Source organism: Stenotrophomonas sp. 1337, assembly GCF_031455455.1.
Taxonomy (GTDB): domain Bacteria; phylum Pseudomonadota; class Gammaproteobacteria; order Xanthomonadales; family Xanthomonadaceae; genus Stenotrophomonas; species Stenotrophomonas indicatrix.
On record NZ_JAVDSR010000001.1, the window covers coordinates 834138 to 850104 of the forward strand.

15 protein-coding genes are annotated in these 15967 nt (G+C 68.1%); all 15 read right to left on the reverse strand.

What is annotated here, in order from left to right; genetic code table 11:
- Positions 1-139: 139 nt before the first annotated feature.
- On the reverse strand, positions 140-3097 hold the full coding sequence (locus tag J2X70_RS03715) for a TonB-dependent receptor (RefSeq protein WP_309908990.1): 2958 nt from the start codon (positions 3095-3097) through the stop codon (positions 140-142).
- Positions 3098-3478: 381 nt separating this feature from the next.
- Entirely contained in the window at positions 3479-4210 is a 732-nt protein-coding gene (locus tag J2X70_RS03720) for a copper homeostasis protein CutC (RefSeq protein WP_309908992.1), read from the reverse strand.
- Positions 4207-5205: a N(4)-(beta-N-acetylglucosaminyl)-L-asparaginase gene (locus tag J2X70_RS03725; protein ID WP_059064083.1), complete on the reverse strand. Its 999-nt coding sequence runs from the start codon at positions 5203-5205 to the stop codon at positions 4207-4209. The genes J2X70_RS03720 and J2X70_RS03725 overlap by 4 nt, the downstream gene beginning before the upstream one ends.
- 52 nt (positions 5206-5257) lie before the next feature.
- Entirely contained in the window at positions 5258-6280 is a 1023-nt protein-coding gene (locus J2X70_RS03730) for a glucokinase (RefSeq protein ID WP_032975527.1), read from the reverse strand.
- An 84-nt stretch (positions 6281-6364) separates the two neighbouring features.
- Positions 6365-6649, reverse strand: a complete 285-nt coding sequence (locus J2X70_RS03735; RefSeq protein ID WP_025874818.1) for a hypothetical protein — start codon at positions 6647-6649, stop codon at positions 6365-6367.
- Between the two features lie 54 nt (positions 6650-6703).
- Complete coding sequence (locus J2X70_RS03740; protein WP_309908996.1) at positions 6704-8293, reverse strand: calcineurin-like phosphoesterase family protein; 1590 nt, start codon at positions 8291-8293, stop codon at positions 6704-6706.
- Positions 8294-8452: 159 nt separating this feature from the next.
- On the reverse strand, positions 8453-9073 hold the full coding sequence (hisIE, locus tag J2X70_RS03745) for a bifunctional phosphoribosyl-AMP cyclohydrolase/phosphoribosyl-ATP diphosphatase HisIE (RefSeq protein WP_025874822.1): 621 nt from the start codon (positions 9071-9073) through the stop codon (positions 8453-8455).
- Positions 9063-9839 carry an imidazole glycerol phosphate synthase subunit HisF gene (gene hisF / locus J2X70_RS03750; RefSeq protein WP_049464459.1) on the reverse strand — a complete coding sequence of 259 codons (777 nt, stop codon included), beginning with the start codon at positions 9837-9839 and terminating at the stop codon, positions 9063-9065. Before hisF ends, hisIE begins: the two co-directional genes overlap by 11 nt.
- On the reverse strand, positions 9833-10567 hold the full coding sequence (gene hisA / locus J2X70_RS03755; protein WP_134832459.1) for a 1-(5-phosphoribosyl)-5-[(5-phosphoribosylamino)methylideneamino]imidazole-4-carboxamide isomerase: 735 nt from the start codon (positions 10565-10567) through the stop codon (positions 9833-9835). Before hisA ends, hisF begins: the two co-directional genes overlap by 7 nt.
- The gene (gene hisH / locus J2X70_RS03760; protein WP_025874829.1) at positions 10564-11166 is read right to left on the reverse strand and encodes an imidazole glycerol phosphate synthase subunit HisH; all 603 of its coding nucleotides are present in this window, start codon (positions 11164-11166) and stop codon (positions 10564-10566) included. The genes hisA and hisH overlap by 4 nt, the downstream gene beginning before the upstream one ends.
- Entirely contained in the window at positions 11163-12236 is a 1074-nt protein-coding gene (hisB, locus tag J2X70_RS03765; RefSeq protein ID WP_309909001.1) for a bifunctional histidinol-phosphatase/imidazoleglycerol-phosphate dehydratase HisB, read from the reverse strand. Before hisB ends, hisH begins: the two co-directional genes overlap by 4 nt.
- Positions 12233-13327, reverse strand: coding sequence for a histidinol-phosphate transaminase (gene hisC / locus J2X70_RS03770; protein ID WP_309909003.1), 1095 nt, complete (start codon positions 13325-13327; stop codon positions 12233-12235). Before hisC ends, hisB begins: the two co-directional genes overlap by 4 nt.
- On the reverse strand, positions 13324-14619 hold the full coding sequence (hisD, locus tag J2X70_RS03775; protein WP_309909005.1) for a histidinol dehydrogenase: 1296 nt from the start codon (positions 14617-14619) through the stop codon (positions 13324-13326). The genes hisC and hisD overlap by 4 nt, the downstream gene beginning before the upstream one ends.
- Positions 14616-15527 (reverse strand): ATP phosphoribosyltransferase, encoded by a 912-nt coding sequence (hisG, locus tag J2X70_RS03780; RefSeq protein WP_309909007.1) that lies wholly within the window; start codon positions 15525-15527, stop codon positions 14616-14618. Before hisG ends, hisD begins: the two co-directional genes overlap by 4 nt.
- 34 nt (positions 15528-15561) lie before the next feature.
- Entirely contained in the window at positions 15562-15870 is a 309-nt protein-coding gene (locus J2X70_RS03785) for a YerC/YecD family TrpR-related protein (protein ID WP_282280152.1), read from the reverse strand.
- Between the last annotated feature and the right edge of the window lie 97 nt (positions 15871-15967).

Below are 15967 nucleotides of genomic sequence, written 5' to 3' on the forward strand. Positions count from 1 at the left end.
GCCTAGACCTTGCCATCGTGGGAAGGTCAAATCCACCCCACCCCGCCAATGTTCCATCAAAGCCACAGTAGAGCCACGCCATGCGTGGCTGCCCGTCAAATCGTGGCTGGCGCCGGGCCATGCCCGGCGCCGCCTTCCCTCAGAACGTGAACACATACTCCAGCGCGAACTCGCGTCCCACCGCACCCAGCAGGCGGGTCGGGGCGAAATCGTAGTCGACCTTGTACGGGTCCTTGTGGTTCCAGCTGGTCGCATTGAAAGCGTTGTTCACGTACAGATTGACCTTCATGAACTCGGTCACCTGGTAGCCGACGTTGAAATTCCAGGTAATGAACGGCCCCACCCGCCCGTAGTAGCGCGCCGTCTGCTGCCCCGCATTCGGGTTCGGATTGGCCGATCCATCCGGGCGCGTGGCAGGCTCCAGGCAGTTCAGCGACGGGCTGTCGCTGGGCACGTAGCCATCGGCGAACGGCAGGCAGCCACCGGGGTTGTCCAGGCGGTCGGTGCCCCAGTGGTAGCGCACGCCCGGCACCGAACCGATGCGGTCGGCATACACGTTCGCATTCCAGTTGCCCCCCTGCCACGCCAGGCTGGCGCGCAGCTTGCTGCGCAGGTCACGGTCGCGACGCTCAGGGTTCGGATCGTTGGCGTAACGCTGTTCTTTCGTCGAAATCTGGTTGGTGTAGTTCACCCCCAGCTGGAAGCTGCCCCATGCGGCCGTCTCCAGCCGGTAGCGCACGCTCAGGTCGATGCCGCGCACTTCGCGGCTGGCCAGGTTGAACGGCCCGCGCTCGATCGACACCAGCCGGCCGCTGCTGTCACGGTTCACCCGGGCCAGGATGCCAGCGCAGTAAGCCTCACCCGCCGGGTTCGCCCACGGCGTGCCATCCATGTTCTTGCCGGTCAGGCAGCCGGCCTCGCTGGCCAGCACCTCGTCCGCGCCGACGTCGACGATCATGTCTTCCAGCTTGATCGCCCAGTAGTCAGCGCTCATCGACAGGTTCGGCAGCACGTCCCACACGAAACCGACCGTCCACGAATCGCCGGTTTCCGAGCGCAGCAGCGGCGTACCCCGGCGGTTCACATCGAACGCGTACCACACATCGGTATTGCCCACGCCGCAGTTGTTGACCAGATAAGCGCCGCTCTCGATGCAGCGCAGGCGGTCGTAGGTCAGCACTTCGGAACTGCTGGCCTGGCCCAGCAGGTAGTGCATGTCCGGCGCGTGGAAGCTGGTCGCGTAGGAACCGCGCACCAGCAGCGACTCGAACGGCCGCCATTCCAGGCCAGCGTTCCAGGTGGTTTCCTTCTGGCTGCCGATATCCAGCGCTTCGCCGCCGCCGTCGGCCTTGTAGCTGCCGTACCGGTCGTAGCGTGCCGCCGCGGTGGCGATCAGGCTGTCGGCCAACGGGATCTTGAACTCGACGCCTGCCGAATAACGCGTACGCTCGCCACCGCCGCGATCGACGTTCTGCAGATCGAAATCGATGCCCGCGCGCGGGTCCGGGCTGAGGTGATAGCCCTGCTTGGCCACTTCGGCTACCGCGGCGAACGAGATCGGCCCGGCCCAGCCCTGGAACAGTTCACCGGTGATGTCGGCCGAGGCCTGGTTGACATAGGACGACGCCCGGTTCTTCGCTACCGTGCCCATCTGCCAGTACTGGTCCGGGGTGATCGGGTTCCACCAGCGCGACTCGTTCAAGGCGTAGATCGCCTCGCCATCGCCGGTGGTGCCCAGCCGTGGGCCGAGGAAGAAGTCGTACGACTTCTGCTCGTCGACCACGTTCTGCCGCTCCTCAACGCGGTAGTAGGAACGGCCGACCGTGGCGCTCCAATCGAAACGATCGGCCAGACGCCCGCGCAGGCCTGCGCTGATATCCCACGACAACTCGCGGTTGGTATTGCGCAGCGTGTCCAGGCCACCGACTTCGTTCGGGGTGAACTGGCGCACGCCGAGCACCGGGCGATTGCGGTTGGCATCCCAGTAGTAACCGTTGGCATCGTCGATCAGCGACACGCTCGGCGGATTGGTGCCCCAGATCGCTTCGGAACGGTATACCGCCAGGTTGCTCCAGGCCTGCAGATCGTTGCCGAAATCGAAGGTGGCATACAGGTTGCCCGACAGGTTCTCCGAGCCGCCGGTCAACAGCCAGTTGGCGTAGTCGGCGCTCATGCCGCAGAGGCGGCCGGTGTTGCTCACCGTATTGGCGTTGTAGTTGTAGACCAGGCGGTCGGCGGTGTAGTACTCGCCAGCGAATTTCTCGCAGGTGCCGTCCGGCGGCGCCAGGCGCTGGCCGTTGCTGGGGTCGATCAACGCCAGGCCAGCGGTGGGGCGGAAACCGACCTTGCGCTGCTCCATGTTCCAGGACGGGTACAGCGCATCGTCGGCGTCGTCCATCTGCGGCCGGTCGCGGCCGAACAGCGGATCGCGCTTGGTGTACTGCAGGGCGTAGGTCACGCTCCAGTTGTCGCCGGTCTTGCCGCCCGCCCAGGACAGATCCCAGGTGTCACGCCCGCCTTCGGTGGAGGTGCCGCCGCGCACGCGCACTTCGTCGCCGTCGTAGTTGGTCTTGAGGATGACGTTGACCACGCCGGCGATGGCGTCCGAACCGTAGATCGCCGAGGCGCCGCCAGTCAGCACTTCGATGCGTTCGACCGCCGCCGCCGGAATGTTGCTGTAGTTGGAGAAATTGGTCTCGCCGCCATAGGGCAGCGGATAGTCGGCCACGCGGCGGCCATTGACCAGCAGCAGGCTGCGGTTGGGGCCCATGCCGCGCAGGTTCAGGCCACTCGCGTTGGGGGTGTGCGAGCCCCACTGCGATGCCGCCTCGACCGTGCCGGTCGCCTCGGTCAGGGTCTTCAGTGCGTCGTAGACGGTGACGAAGCCTTCCTTCTGGATCTGTGCGGCCCTGATCACGTTGACCGGGGCCGGGCCCTCGACGCTGGCACGCTTGATGCGCGAACCGGTGACGGTGACCGCATCGAGATCCTTGGTGGGCGACGGGGCCGCGTCCTGTGCGCCAGCGGCGAACGGCAGCAGGGCCAGGGCGAGGGCGTGGGACAGCAGATGACGGCGGTTGCGGACGGACTGAGCCATGGGTGGTTGCTCTTGGATGGTGGACGCGCGGTCGGATGGCGATCCCGGGCGTTGAATCGATCCATCTCGATTCGACCGCCCTCCCCTGTGGATCGATCCAAACTAAAGCACAGCTGAACCACGCCCAGCATGTGGCGGCGCAGCATCCATCCGACACACGTCGTTGTTGCCTGTTGGGGTGCAGATGAATCAATGGGTTGCACGACATCGTTATGGAAGCAGCACAGATGTCGATGACACGATCGCGACAGTCGCGCGCAGAACGGTTTTGTCCGTGATCGGGTTTGCGCGTTCGCCGGGCATGGCCCGGCGCTACCGCGCATGCACCCATCGCGGTGCGGACCCGCCCCGGTAGCGCCGGGCCATGCCCGGCGGATTCGGTCAGCCGTCGAGCGCCTTCCGCAGCGCACTCACCGTGGCGGTGTCTGTCTGGCTCCAGTCCGGGTCCAGCCCGCGCAGGGCCGGGTTCTGGAACTGCATGGCCGAACGTCGTTGCCCCTTGGCCGAGGCATGCAGTTCGAGACAGCCGGTCTGCCGCGCGACGGCGGCGATGTTGCCCGGGCCCAGCCCTGCGCCGGCCATGACGTTGATCCTGCCGGCCGCCTGCGCGACCAGCGCGGCCAGTACATCGGCACCGGCGTCGGCGCTGGCCTGGCCGCCGGACGTCAGCACCCGCTGGCAGCCCAGCCCGATCACCTGCTCCAGCGCCGCCGGCAGATCGCGCGCGGCATCGAAGGCACGGTGGAAGGTCACCTGCAACGGGCCGGCCGCGCGCAGCAGTTCGCGGCACAGCGGCAGGTCGATATCGCCCTGCGCATCCAGCGCACCGATCACCACGCCCTCGCAGCCCAGCGCGCGGCACTGGGCGATGTCGCGCAGCATCAGCTCGGTTTCCAGCGCGTCGTAGTGGAAATCACCTGGACGCGGCCGCACCAGCACGAACAACGGAATCTGCAGCCGCTCGCGGGCGATGGCGATGCTGGCAAACGACGGCGTGGTACCGCCTTCGGCAAGGTTGTCGAACAGTTCGATGCGATCTGCGCCACCGGCCTGCGCGGCCAACGCCGAAGCCACCGAATTGCTGGCGATCTCCAGCGTCAGGCGCGCGTTCACGCCTGCGTGCTCGTATAGATCGACGGTGAGTCGCGCAGGTCGTCCTGGCGCTGCGCATCGCACACCGCGTAGACGAAGCCGCGATGCAGTGCATAGGCACCCACCTCGCCCTGCTTGTTCATGGCAAGGAAGCAGACCTGCAGTGTGCGGCTGGCCTCGGGGCGCTTGCGCACCACCCGGTCGATCGCTTCGCGGCAGGCCTGTGCCGGCGAACGGCCCTGGCGCATCAGCTCGACCACCAGGAACGAGGCCGCGTTGCGGATCATTTCTTCGCCCACACCCGAGGCGGTGGCCGCGCCCACGTCGTTGTCCACGTAAAGGCCGGCGCCGATGATCGGGCTGTCGCCGACCCGGCCGTGCAGTTTCCAGGCCATGCCGCTGGTGGTGCAGGCACCGGCCAGGTTGCCCTTGGCGTCCAGTGCCAGCATGCCGATGGTGTCGTGGTTGTCGCTGTTGCCGGGAAGACCGCGGCGCTCGGCATTGATCTGCGGCGCGTACTTTTCGGTCTTCAGCCACTCACGCCAGGCCGCTTCGGCCTTCGGCGTCAGCAGGTGCTGGCGCTGGAAGCCCTGCTGCACGGCGAACTGCTGGGCGCCCTCGCCCACCAGCAGCACATGCGGGCTGTTCTCCATCACCCTGCGGGCCACCGACACCGGGTGCAGGATGTCGACCAGCGCAGCAACCGCGCCACAGCGGCCGTCACCATCCATGATGCTGGCGTCCAGGCTCAGCACGCCGTCGCGGTCCGGGTTGCCACAATGGCCGACGGTGGGATTGCACAGCTCGCTTTCGGCCCAGCGTGCACCGGCTTCCACCGCATCCAGCGCACTGCCGCCCTGCGCCAGTACCTTCCACGCGGCCTGGTTGGCCGGCACGCCGAAGTCCCAGGTCGAGACCACCTTGGCGCCACCGTGCGTACGCGCCTTCACCGCCGGCAACGCTGCCACGCCTGCGGCCAGTGCACCGGCCTGCAAAAATTGCCTGCGATCCACCATCTTCGCCTCCGTCTGCATGCTGCGCCCGCCGGCCCGATGCCGGCAGCGCCGATCAATCGTGCGCGGGGGTCCGCGCTGCGTGCCAGGCTGCGGCACCGAGCACACCCAGCTGGCCATGTTCGACCCGCCACACCGGCACCTGGCGCAGCACGTCGGTCAGCACCCCCTTGTTGAGGAAGCGCTCACGGAAACGGCCGTCGGCCAGGAAGTCCTGCACATGGGTGGAAATGCCGCCGGCCAGGTACACCGAGCGCGCGCCCACGGCGATCGCCGCGTCGCCGGCCAGGCTGCCCAGCCAGGCGCAGAACACCTGCAGGGTTTCCACTGCCAGCGCGTCGTCGCCTTGCCGCGCAGCCGCGATCAGCGCTTCGGTGCTGGTCCATTGCGGAGCCACGCCGCGCAGTTCGCACAGGCAGGGATACAGGTTCATCAGGCCGCTGCCGGACAGCACGCGTTCGTTGTCCACATGCGGCCAGCGCTGCAGCAGCTGGCCCAGCACATGCAGTTCCAGCGCATTGCCGGCGCCCAACGCAGCGTGGCCGATCTCGCTGGCCAGCACCGGGCGCTCGCCATCGGCGAAGCGCAACGCGGCGCCCAGGCCGGTGCCCGGCCCCAGCACCAGTGCCGGGAAGGTCTTGGCCGGATCGGCATCGCCATTCAGCGGCACCAGCGTGTCGGCCTGCAGGTAGGGAATGGCCAACGCCACTGCTTCGAAATCATTGATCAGCTGCAGGTCGGGCAGGCCCGACTCGCGGCGCGTCGCCGACAGCGACACCGTCCACGGCAGATTGGCATTGATCAGGGTATCGCCGTCGAGCAGGCCGGCGATGGCGACCACCGCACTGGCCATCGGCTGGCCGAGACTGGCGGTGAAATCGGCCAGGATCGCCGCCAGGCTGGGGTGGTCGGCGCAGGCGTAGGTGCGGTAGCTGCCCAGCCGCGGCGCCTGCCCCGGCAGGGTCTCAGCCAACGCAAGACGAGCGAAGGTACCGCCGACATCGGCGACGACCAGGCTGCGGGGGACGCCGCTGCGGGCGGACTCGGATGGCGCCGGGGACACTGCTGCAACGTTCACGCTGGCCTGCTTGGATCGATTGAATCGTGCCGATTCTCAGGCATCGGACGGCCTTTGCCTAGCGCGGCGACAGCGCCGCCCGGGTCACATGCCTTCCTGCTCGGCCACCTGCACACCGTCCACCAGCACCCGCAGGCGCTGCGGGCGGAACCCGGCGAACAGCAGCGGCCGGGTCCGCTCCACCAGCACTTCATGGCCGGCGATATGGCGCTGCCACGACTGTACCAGCGAGAACGAGAAGTGCGTGCCCGGATGCAGCGGATGCTGCACCCAGACCTTCTCGCTGGCGCTCTGCAGCATCATCGCGCCGGTGAACCAGTGGCGGCTGAGGGTGACCGGGGTGGTGCCGGCCATGAAGCGGATATCCATGCTGCGTCCTTTCGTGATGGAAGCTGGTGATCGAAGCCCGGCCCGCGCCCGCGCTCAGGGCTGCGCGGTCTGCAGGCTGTAGCTGGTGCTGGCGGTGAACACCGCACCATCGGGCTGGGTGGAGCGCACCTCGACCTTGTGGTTGCCCACGGCCAGGTCGGTCGGCAACGCGCCACGCCACAGATGCGGCGAGGCAGTGGCTTCCGGCGAGCGGTCGTAACCGCGCAGCGTGGTGGCCAGATCGTCGGCCACGTTCTCCACCAGCAGGCGCGGATCAGGCTGGCTGACCTGCTTCATCGGCTGCCAGCCGCCGCCATCGACGCGGTACTCGACTACGCTGGCGTCCTCGCCCATGTACACGTTGGCATAGATGCCCCACGCCGGGTACGCGCCCTTGCGCAGCACCTTCGGTGCATGCAGGCCGATCTGCTCGCTGGCGGCCGCACCGGCCACCCGGTACTGCAGGCGATAGCTGCCGTTGCCGGCCACGTCCAGCAACGCATAGCCCTTCGGCGTGCCGTCGCTCATGGTGCTGTCCGGTACGCCGGCGGCATTTTTCACGCCCGACCAGAACGCACCGCAGTTGGCACCGACGTTGTACTCGTGCAGCGGCCTGGCGCCCTGCCAGCCGTCAGCCTTGCCGTGGTAGACGTGCTGCTGGGTGTGGCTGTGGCCACTGAGCACCAGCACGTTGCGGAAGTCCTTCAGCAGGTCGAACAGGCGCTGGCGGTCGGCATGGCGGAAGGTCTCGCGCCCCGGTGCCGCATCGAACAGCGGGATGTGCATGCCCAGCACCAGCAGACGGTCCTTGTGCAGGCCCTTCAGGTAGGCAGCAACGAAAGCGAACTGATCCTCGCGCAGGCCACCCACATACCTGGGCTTGGCGTTGGGGTCGTACACCACGTCGTCGAGGAACACGAAACTGGCGCCCCCCTCTTCCACTGCGTAGGTGTCGGGGCCGTAGATGTTGCGCCAGCTGTCCAGCGAATGCGCATCATTGGCCGCGTCGACATCCAGGTCGTGGTTGCCGGGTACGTGGAACCACGGCACGCCAAGTTCGGTGGTGACCTTGTTGATCGCCGGGTACAGGGTCAGGTCGTCGTTGACGATGTCACCCAGGGTGGTGCCCAGGCGGGCCTTGGTCTGGCCCACCAGCGGCGCCACGATGGACTGCCGGTAGTAGCCGATGTCCTGCAGGCTGGCGGTCTGCGAGTCGGTGAACACCAGCATCTGGAAACCACGGCGGCTGTCATGCCGGTCGTTCTGCAGGGCGAAGTCCCAGTTGCGGGCAACGTCACTGGTCGCGGCGATGCCACCGTACTTCAGCGCCGGCGAACCGTTGGGCCGGTAGTGCCGCCAGAACGACGGCAGGCCGTCGGCGGCCTTCGGGAAGGAATACGCATCGGGCTTGATCACGAAGACCGTCTGCCCGTCACGCACCGGCAGGCTGTAGCTGCCGTCCGCGGCGGTCTTGACGATGGTTTCGCCGTTGGACACCTGCACGCCGGCCAGGCCAGGATCGGTCGCACCGCGGCCCGGCTTGCCGTCACGCTCCAGATAGACCTTGCCGCTGACCACGGTATCGGCGGCCCACGCCGGCGAGGTCAGCAACAGGCAGCACAGCCAGGCGGCAGGCAGTTTCATGGGGGCGGTCCGGGAAAAAGAGACCGCCTATTGTAGATTCCGGCGATGACATCGCGCACGCGATTGCCGCTTTTCCTGTCGTGCCGGTCGCTGGCCGGCATTCCACCAGGCGTCCCACGATCATCGGGTTGCCGGCCAGCGGCCGGCGCTACCGCACCTCTAACGATGGCGCTTTTCCAGCACGTCGCGGGCATCTTCCAGCGACAGCCCGCGCGCGCGCAGCAGCACCAGCAGGTGGTACAGCAGATCCGACGCCTCGCCCAGCAAGGCCTCATCGTCCTGCGCCACCGCGGCCAGCGCCGTCTCCACGCCTTCCTCGCCCACCTTCTGCGCGATGCGGCGGATGCCGCCTTCGAACAGGGACGTCGTATAGCTGCCGGAGGGGCGCAGCGCCTCACGCACGGCGACCAGCTGGTCCAGGCCACCGAGGAAGTCCTTCGGCGCGCCGTCGAAGCAGCTTTCCGCGCCGGTGTGGCAGGTCGGGCCTGCCGGGCGCGCCAGCACCAGCAGCGTATCGGCATCGCAATCGACGCTGATCGACTGCACCGCCAGCACATTGCCGGACTGCTCGCCCTTGGTCCAAAGACGCTGCTTGCTGCGGCTGAAGAAGGTCATGTGGCCGATGGCCAGCGTCGCTGCCAGCGACTCGGCGCTGACGTAGCCCAGCATCAGCACCTGCAGGGTGTCGGCGTCCTGCACAACGGCCGGCAGCAGCCCATCGCCCTTGTCCCAGTCCAGCGTTTCCAGCGCCTGCGGCGACGGCCGCACATCAATAGACATCCCGCACCTCGATCTGCTGCTCGCGCAGGTAGCGCTTCAAGTCGGCAATGGCGATGGCGCCACTGTGGAATACGCTGGCCGCCAGCGCACCGTCAACGTCGGCCTGGTCAAAGGCCTGGGCGAAGTGCTCCATCGTACCGGCACCGCCCGATGCGATGAGGGGCACCTGGCACAGCGCACGTGCCTGGCGCAGCTGCTCGACGTCATAGCCACGGCGCACGCCATCGCTGTCCATGCAGTTCAGCACGATCTCGCCGGCACCCCGGCGCTGCGCCTCGACGATCCAGTCCAGCGTGCGCAGCGGCACTGCCTGGGTTTTGTCCGGGTCGCCGCTGAAACGGCGCACGCGCCACTGGCCGTCGTCCTCGCGTACCGAGTCGACACCGACCACCACGCACTGCACGCCGAATTCTTCGGCCAGTTCGGTGATCAGTTCCGGGCGGCCCAGCGCGGGTGAGTTGATCGAGATCTTGTCCGCACCGGCGAACAGCACGCGACGCGCGGTCTCTACGCTGTCGATGCCGCCGGCCACGCAGAACGGGATATCGATCAGGCGCGCGATGCGCTCGATCCAGGCCACGTCCACCGACCGTGCCTCCGGGCTGGCGCCGATGTCATAGAACACCAGCTCGTCGGCGCCCTGGTCGCGATAGCGCTGCGCCAGTTCGGCGATGTCCCCCATGTCGACGTGATCGCGGAAACGCACGCCCTTGACCACGCGGCCATCGCGCACGTCCAGGCACGGAATGATGCGGCGGCTCAGCATGCCAGCGCCTCCGCCAGGTCCATGCGCTGTTCCAGCAATGCCTTGCCGAGGATCGCGCCGCCACAACCGGCGGCCTGTGCCGCAGCCACGTCGGCCACATCACGGATACCGCCTGACGCCTGTACCGCCACGCCCGGCAGCAACGCTGCGAGGTGCTGGTACAGGCTGATGTTGGGCCCGGCGAGCATGCCATCGCGGGCGATGTCGGTGCACAACAGGTGACGCATGCCGGCCTGTGCATAGCGCTCGGCCAGCGCATCCAGGGTCACCCCCGCGTTCTCGGTCCAGCCATGCACCGGCAGCTGCCATTGCCCTTGCGCGTCCTGCCGTGCATCGAGGGCGATGGTCAGCCGCTCCGGGCCGAACTCGCCCAGCCAGCCGATCACCTGCGCCGGCTCGCGCACCGCCAGTGAGCCGATCACCACGCGGCTGGCGCCGGCATCGAGGATGCGTGCCACGTCGTCACGGCCACGCACGCCGCCACCGGTCTGCACCTGCAGCGGGGTCTGCGCACGGATCGCGGCCAACAGCGGCGCCAACGTGTAGCCACCGGCACGTGCGGCATCCAGATCGACCAGGTGCATCCACTGTGCGCCCTGTGCGGCGAATGCCTGCGCACGCGGCAGCGGGTCGTCGCCATAGTGGGTTTCCTGCGCGTAGTCGCCCTGGCGCAGCCGCACGACGCGGCCGTCGCGGATATCCAGTGCGGGGTAGACGATGAAACTCATGCAGCGGTGCCCTCGAGGAAATTGCGCAGCATCAGCGAACCGGTATCGCCGGACCGCTCGGGATGGAACTGGGCGCCGAAGTAGCGGCCCTGCTCGACCACGGCGGTGAACAGGCCGCCGTGATCACAGGCGGCGACGGTATGGCTGTTCAGCGGCGCGGCATAGCTGTGCACGAAGTACGCGCTGGCGCGCTCGGGAACCCCCTGCAGCAGCAGCGACGGGCGCAGCGGCAGCAGCCGGTTCCAGCCCATGTGCGGCACGCGGATGCCACAGGCCGGCACCAGCTTGCGCACCACGCCGGGGATCAATCCCAGCGTATCCACGCCGGCCTCTTCGGAGCGGTCAAACAACAGCTGCATGCCCAGGCAGATGCCCATCAAGGGCACCTGCAGCTGGCGCAGCGGCTCGACCAGGCCCTGCGCATGCAGGCGCTGCATGCCGGGGCCGGCCGCGCCGACGCCGGGCAGGATCACCCGTTGCGCGCCTGCCAGGCCTTCGGCATCGCGGACCAGCTTCACCGTCGCACCAAGCCGTTCCAATGCGTAGCGCACCGAACCCAGGTTGGCACCGCCGGCATCGATCAGCACGACCTCGCTCACAGCGCCCCCTTGGTGGTCGGCAAGGCGGTGCCCTGCCGCGCCAGTGCCGGCCGCAGTGCACGTGCCAGGGCCTTGAAGCAGGCTTCAACCTTGTGGTGGTCGTTGTCGCCACGCACCTGCAGGTTGAGGTTCAGCCCGCTGGCATCGCACAGCGAACGGAAGAAGTGCGGGACCAGCTCGGTCGGCATGTCGCCCACGCGCTCGCGCTTGAACTCGCCTTCAAACACGAAATACGGGCGGCCACTGAAATCCAGCGCAGCGCTGGCCAGGGTTTCATCCATCGGCAGGGTGAAGCCGTAACGGCCGATGCCGCGCTTGTCGCCCAGCGCCTCGCGCAGGGCCTGGCCCAGTGCAAGGCCGGTGTCTTCGATGGTGTGGTGCTCGTCGATGTGCAGGTCGCCCTCGGCGCGGATGTCCAGGGCGAAACCGCCGTGTTTGCCGATCTGCTCCAGCATGTGGTCGAAGAACGGCAGGCCGGTGTGGATGTGCGCATCGCCGGCACGATCCAGATCCAGTTCGACGCGGATCTTCGTCTCCTTGGTATTGCGCTGGACCACTGCCGTGCGTGGTGCATCGGCCAGTGCGTGGGCGATGCCCGGCCAGTCCCACTCGCCGCCGAACTGTTCGGTGCGCAGCTGGAAACCACGGATGTTGAGGTTGTCGGCGAACTGCAGGTCGGTGATGCGGTCGCCCACCATGCCCGAGCGCGCCCAGTCGATGCTGCGGTCTTGCAGGTAGTCCGTCATCAGGCCAATGCCCGGCTTGCGCGTCGGCGCGTTGTCGTGCGGCCAGCTGCAGTCGACCAGCACGTCACGGAAGACGATGCCCTGGCTTTCGAAGATCTGCAGCATCAGGTCATTCGGGCCATCGAAGCTGGCGCGCGGGTAGCTCTCGCTGCCGAGGCCATCCTGGTTGGTGACGATCACGAACTGGTAGCCGGCATCGCGCAGCTTCAGCAGCGCCGGGATCACCTGCGGCACGAAACGCAGCTTCTCGTAGGCGTCGATCTGGAAATCCGCTGGCTCCTCGATGAGGGTGCCGTCGCGGTCGATGAACAGGATCGGCGTCATGCCGCGGCCCTCCGTGCCGACAGGGCCGCAAGCACGCGGTCGTTCTCTTCGGGGCTGCCGATGCTGATACGCAGTGCATCGCCCAGCTGCGGTGCGGCGCGCTGGTCGCGCACCACCACGCCGGCAGCAAGCAGCGCGTCGAACGCCGCCTGCGCATCGGCAAAGCGGACCAGCAGGTAGTTGCCGGCCGAGGCGTATACCCGGCCGATGCCAGGCAGGCCCTGCAGGTCGTGGTGCAGGCGCTCGCGCTCGGTGATGACCGTGGCTACCCGCTCAGCGGTGCGCGCAAGCGCGGCCGGCTGCAGCGCCTGCACGGCCAGCTCGGCGCACGGCGTCGGCACCGGGTACGGCGCCTGGCATCGGCGCAGCACGGCAATCAGTTCCGGCGCGGCGATCAAGGTGCCGATACGCGCGGCGGCCAGTGCGTGCGCCTTGGACAACGTGCGCAGCACCGCCAGGTTGGCGTGCGCGGCAAGCAGCGTGGTCGCCGAAGCGCGCTGCGCGTACTCGACATAGGCCTCGTCCACCACCACCAGCGCCTGCCCGCGCAGGGCACGAGCCACCCTTTCGATCTCGGGCAGCGGAATATCGCTGCCGGCAGGATTGGACGGCGCGCACAGGAAAACGAGCTTGGCGCCCTGCCCCTGGGCCACAGCGATAACCGCGTCCAGGTCCGTGCGCAGGCCCTCACCATCGTCAATCAGCGGCACCTCGATCAACGGCGCACCCTGCAACCGCGCACAGACTGCGTACATGCCGAATACCGGCGGCGTCACCAGCACGCCATCGCGGCCCGGCACGCACAGGGCGCGGACCAGCAGATCGATCGCCTCGTCGCTGCCACGGCCTACCAGCAGCTGTTGCGGCTGCACGCCGTACAGCGACGCCAGCGCATCACGCAGCGCAGCCGGCTGCGGCTCCGGGTAGCGGCGGCTGCCCCCGGCGGCGTCTGCCGGATTGGCCCACGCCGATTCGTTCGCGTTCAACCACACCTCGCCCTGCACAGCGCTGCTGCGCGCCGAACTGTAGCCGGCAAAGGCCTGCAGGTCCGGCCGTACCAGGGCCAGCACGCCGTCGATATCCGCGCTCATGCGGCCACCTCCATGCGCAGTGCCACCGCACGTTCGTGCGCATCCAGTCCTTCGGCGCTGGCGATGATGCGCGCGCAGCCACCGATCGCGGCCAGGCCAGCGGCGGTCGCGCTCTGTACGCTGATCAGGTTCTGGAAGCTGGCCACGCTGACGCCACTGTAGGCGCGCGCAGCACCGGCGGTGGGCAGCACGTGGTTGGTGCCGCTGCAGTAGTCACCCAGTGCTTCCGGCGTGTAGTCGCCGAGGAACACCGAACCGGCCGCCTGCACCTTGTCCAGCCACGCGCGCGGTTCGCGCAGGGCCAGGATCAGGTGTTCGGGGGCGTAGCGGTTGCTGATCGCAAACGCATCGGCCAGCGAATCCACCTGGATCAACTGCGATGCCGACAGGGCCTGGCGGGCGATATCCTGCCGCGGCAGCAGGGCCACCTGGCGTTCAACTTCGGCCTCGACGGCGGCCAGCATCGCCGCGTCATCGGTCAGCAGCAGCACCTGTGAATCCGGGCCGTGCTCGGCCTGCGACAGCAGGTCGGCGGCAACGAATGCAGGGTTGGCACCGGCATCGGCGATCACCAGCACTTCCGAGGGACCGGCCGGCATGTCGATGGCGGCGGCACCGTCCTGTGCCACCTGCTGCTTGGCTTCGGTGACGAAACTGTTGCCCGGCCCGAACAGCTTGTCGCTGGCCGGGATGCTTTCGGTGCCATAGGCCATCGCCGCGATCGCCTGCGCACCACCCAGCTTGAACACGCGTTGCACACCGGTCAGGCGCGCGGCCACCAGCACCGCAGGATCGGCCGTACCGTCGGCACGCGGCGGGGTGCACAGCACCACCTGTGGGCAAGCGGCCAACTGCGCCGGCACGCCCAGCATCAGCGCGGTGGACGGCAGTGGCGCACTACCGGCCGGCACGTACAGCCCAACCCGGCCGATCGGCCGCAGCATGCGCTCGCAGACCACGCCCGGCGCGGTTTCCACCGTATAGCCTTGGCCCATGCCGGCCGCGTGGAAGCGGGTGATGCGTTCGGCCGCTTCCACCATGGCCTGGCGCAGCTCGGCCGGCACCACGGCATCGGCAGCTGCGAACTCGGCTGCGGAAACTTCGAAATCCTGCAGATCCACGCCATCGAAGCGCGCGGTGATCGCGCGCAGCGCGGCGTCGCCCTGCGTGCGCACCTGCGCGATCAGCGCGGCCACCGCATCACGGGTCTGCTGCGCCACGGTCTGCACCGGGCGGGTCAGCGCCGCGCTGCGTGCGGCCTCGTCAAGTTGCGACCAGATCAGACGATTCATGCCAGCGACCGCTCCACGCTCAGTACCATCAGGCCCTGGGCGCCGGCGCGCTCCAGTTCTTCCATGCGCTGCCAGGTCAATGGACCGGGGCACATGGTCTGCAGGCGCAATGCACCGCCATCGGCAGGCAAACGCACCAACGGTTCGGCATCGGCCAGCAGCTGCGACAACGCGTCGACGCGGTCCTCGCTGGCGCGGAACATCAGCAGTTTGCGGTCCTGCCGCTGCACCACACCGTCCAGGCGGCGCAGCAGCATGCTGCGCAGCGCGCCGCGCGCATCATCGGGAACGCGTACCGCACCGGCCAGCACGGCTTCGCTGTCGAGCAGGTTGTGTACCGGGGTGAGCTGGTTGGCACGCAGCGTGGCGCCGCTGGAGACCAGGTCGCAGATCAGGTCGGCGGTGCCCAGGCGCGGCGCGATCTCCACCGAGCCGGACAGTTCCACCACCTGTGCATCCACGCCCTGCGCGGTCAGCCACTGCTTGAGGATCGCCGGGTAGCTGGTGGCGATGCGGGTACCGGCCAGTTGTGCCGGCCCCTGCCATTGCCAGTCTTCCGGCACCGCCAGCATCAAGCGGCACTGGCCAAAGCCCAGCCCCCGCAATGCCTGGTAGGCATCGGCCAGGCCGATCTGGCGACGCGCGGCCGCCTGTTCGTCCAGTTCATTGCGGCCGACGATACCCAGGTCGCAGACGCCATCGGCGATCAGGCCGGGAATGTCGTCGTCGCGCACCAGCAACAGGTCCACCGGCAGCGATTCGCCGTAGCAGAACAACTTGTCGCGGCTCTCGCGCCAGCTCAGGCCACAGGCACTGAGCAGGTTGCGGGCGGGCTCGGCCAGCCGGCCACTCTTCTGGATGGCGATACGCAGCCGGTCTCGCGCCGGCGCTGCCTGGGTTGCACTCATGGGGGAGGTCTCGAAGTCTGGAACGGGGCGCGGATCAGCGCGAAGCAAGGCGGTCGACAGCGGCGGCATAGCCTCGATGGCCATGCTCGAGCGTGCGTGCCACCCGTCCGGTGGTGGTCACGCTGACGCCGGTGCGCTCGTGGATCTCGCGGTAGGGCACGCCCTGCTGCAGCAGCGGCACCACCTTCCAGCGGTCGGCCATGGCTTCCAGCTCGGCTGGCGTGCACAGGTCACGCAGGAAGGCGACCACCTGCTCCGGCTCGCGCAGCGCGGCAAAGGCCTGGGCCAGAGATTCAAGGTCGGCGTGCGGGTCTTTGGCGGCGATGTCGGGGCGGGCTTTCACGGGCGGGGCTCTTGCATCAATGTAATAGCGTGTTAGTACATTAACGCATTCTTGCACGCCGCGTCAAAGGCACGGCCAGGTTCCGCCAGGCCCGTTC

Bases quoted from the DNA above. Each gene is read 5' to 3' on its own strand.
- hisF (WP_049464459.1), bottom strand. From the start codon at position 9,839: ATGCTGAGCCGCCGCATCATTCCGTGCCTGGACGTGCGCGATGGCCGC.
- J2X70_RS03740 (WP_309908996.1), bottom strand. From the start codon at position 8,293: ATGAAACTGCCTGCCGCCTGGCTGTGCTGCCTGTTGCTGACCTCGCCG.
- J2X70_RS03715 (WP_309908990.1), bottom strand. From the start codon at position 3,097: ATGGCTCAGTCCGTCCGCAACCGCCGTCATCTGCTGTCCCACGCCCTC.
- hisB (WP_309909001.1), bottom strand. From the start codon at position 12,236: ATGACGCCGATCCTGTTCATCGACCGCGACGGCACCCTCATCGAGGAG.
- hisG (WP_309909007.1), bottom strand. From the start codon at position 15,527: ATGAGTGCAACCCAGGCAGCGCCGGCGCGAGACCGGCTGCGTATCGCC.
- hisA (WP_134832459.1), bottom strand. From the start codon at position 10,567: ATGAGTTTCATCGTCTACCCCGCACTGGATATCCGCGACGGCCGCGTC.
- J2X70_RS03725 (WP_059064083.1), bottom strand. From the start codon at position 5,205: ATGGTGGATCGCAGGCAATTTTTGCAGGCCGGTGCACTGGCCGCAGGC.
- hisC (WP_309909003.1), bottom strand. From the start codon at position 13,327: ATGAGCGCGGATATCGACGGCGTGCTGGCCCTGGTACGGCCGGACCTG.
- J2X70_RS03735 (WP_025874818.1), bottom strand. From the start codon at position 6,649: ATGGATATCCGCTTCATGGCCGGCACCACCCCGGTCACCCTCAGCCGC.
- hisIE (WP_025874822.1), bottom strand. From the start codon at position 9,073: ATGTCTATTGATGTGCGGCCGTCGCCGCAGGCGCTGGAAACGCTGGAC.
- hisD (WP_309909005.1), bottom strand. From the start codon at position 14,619: ATGAATCGTCTGATCTGGTCGCAACTTGACGAGGCCGCACGCAGCGCG.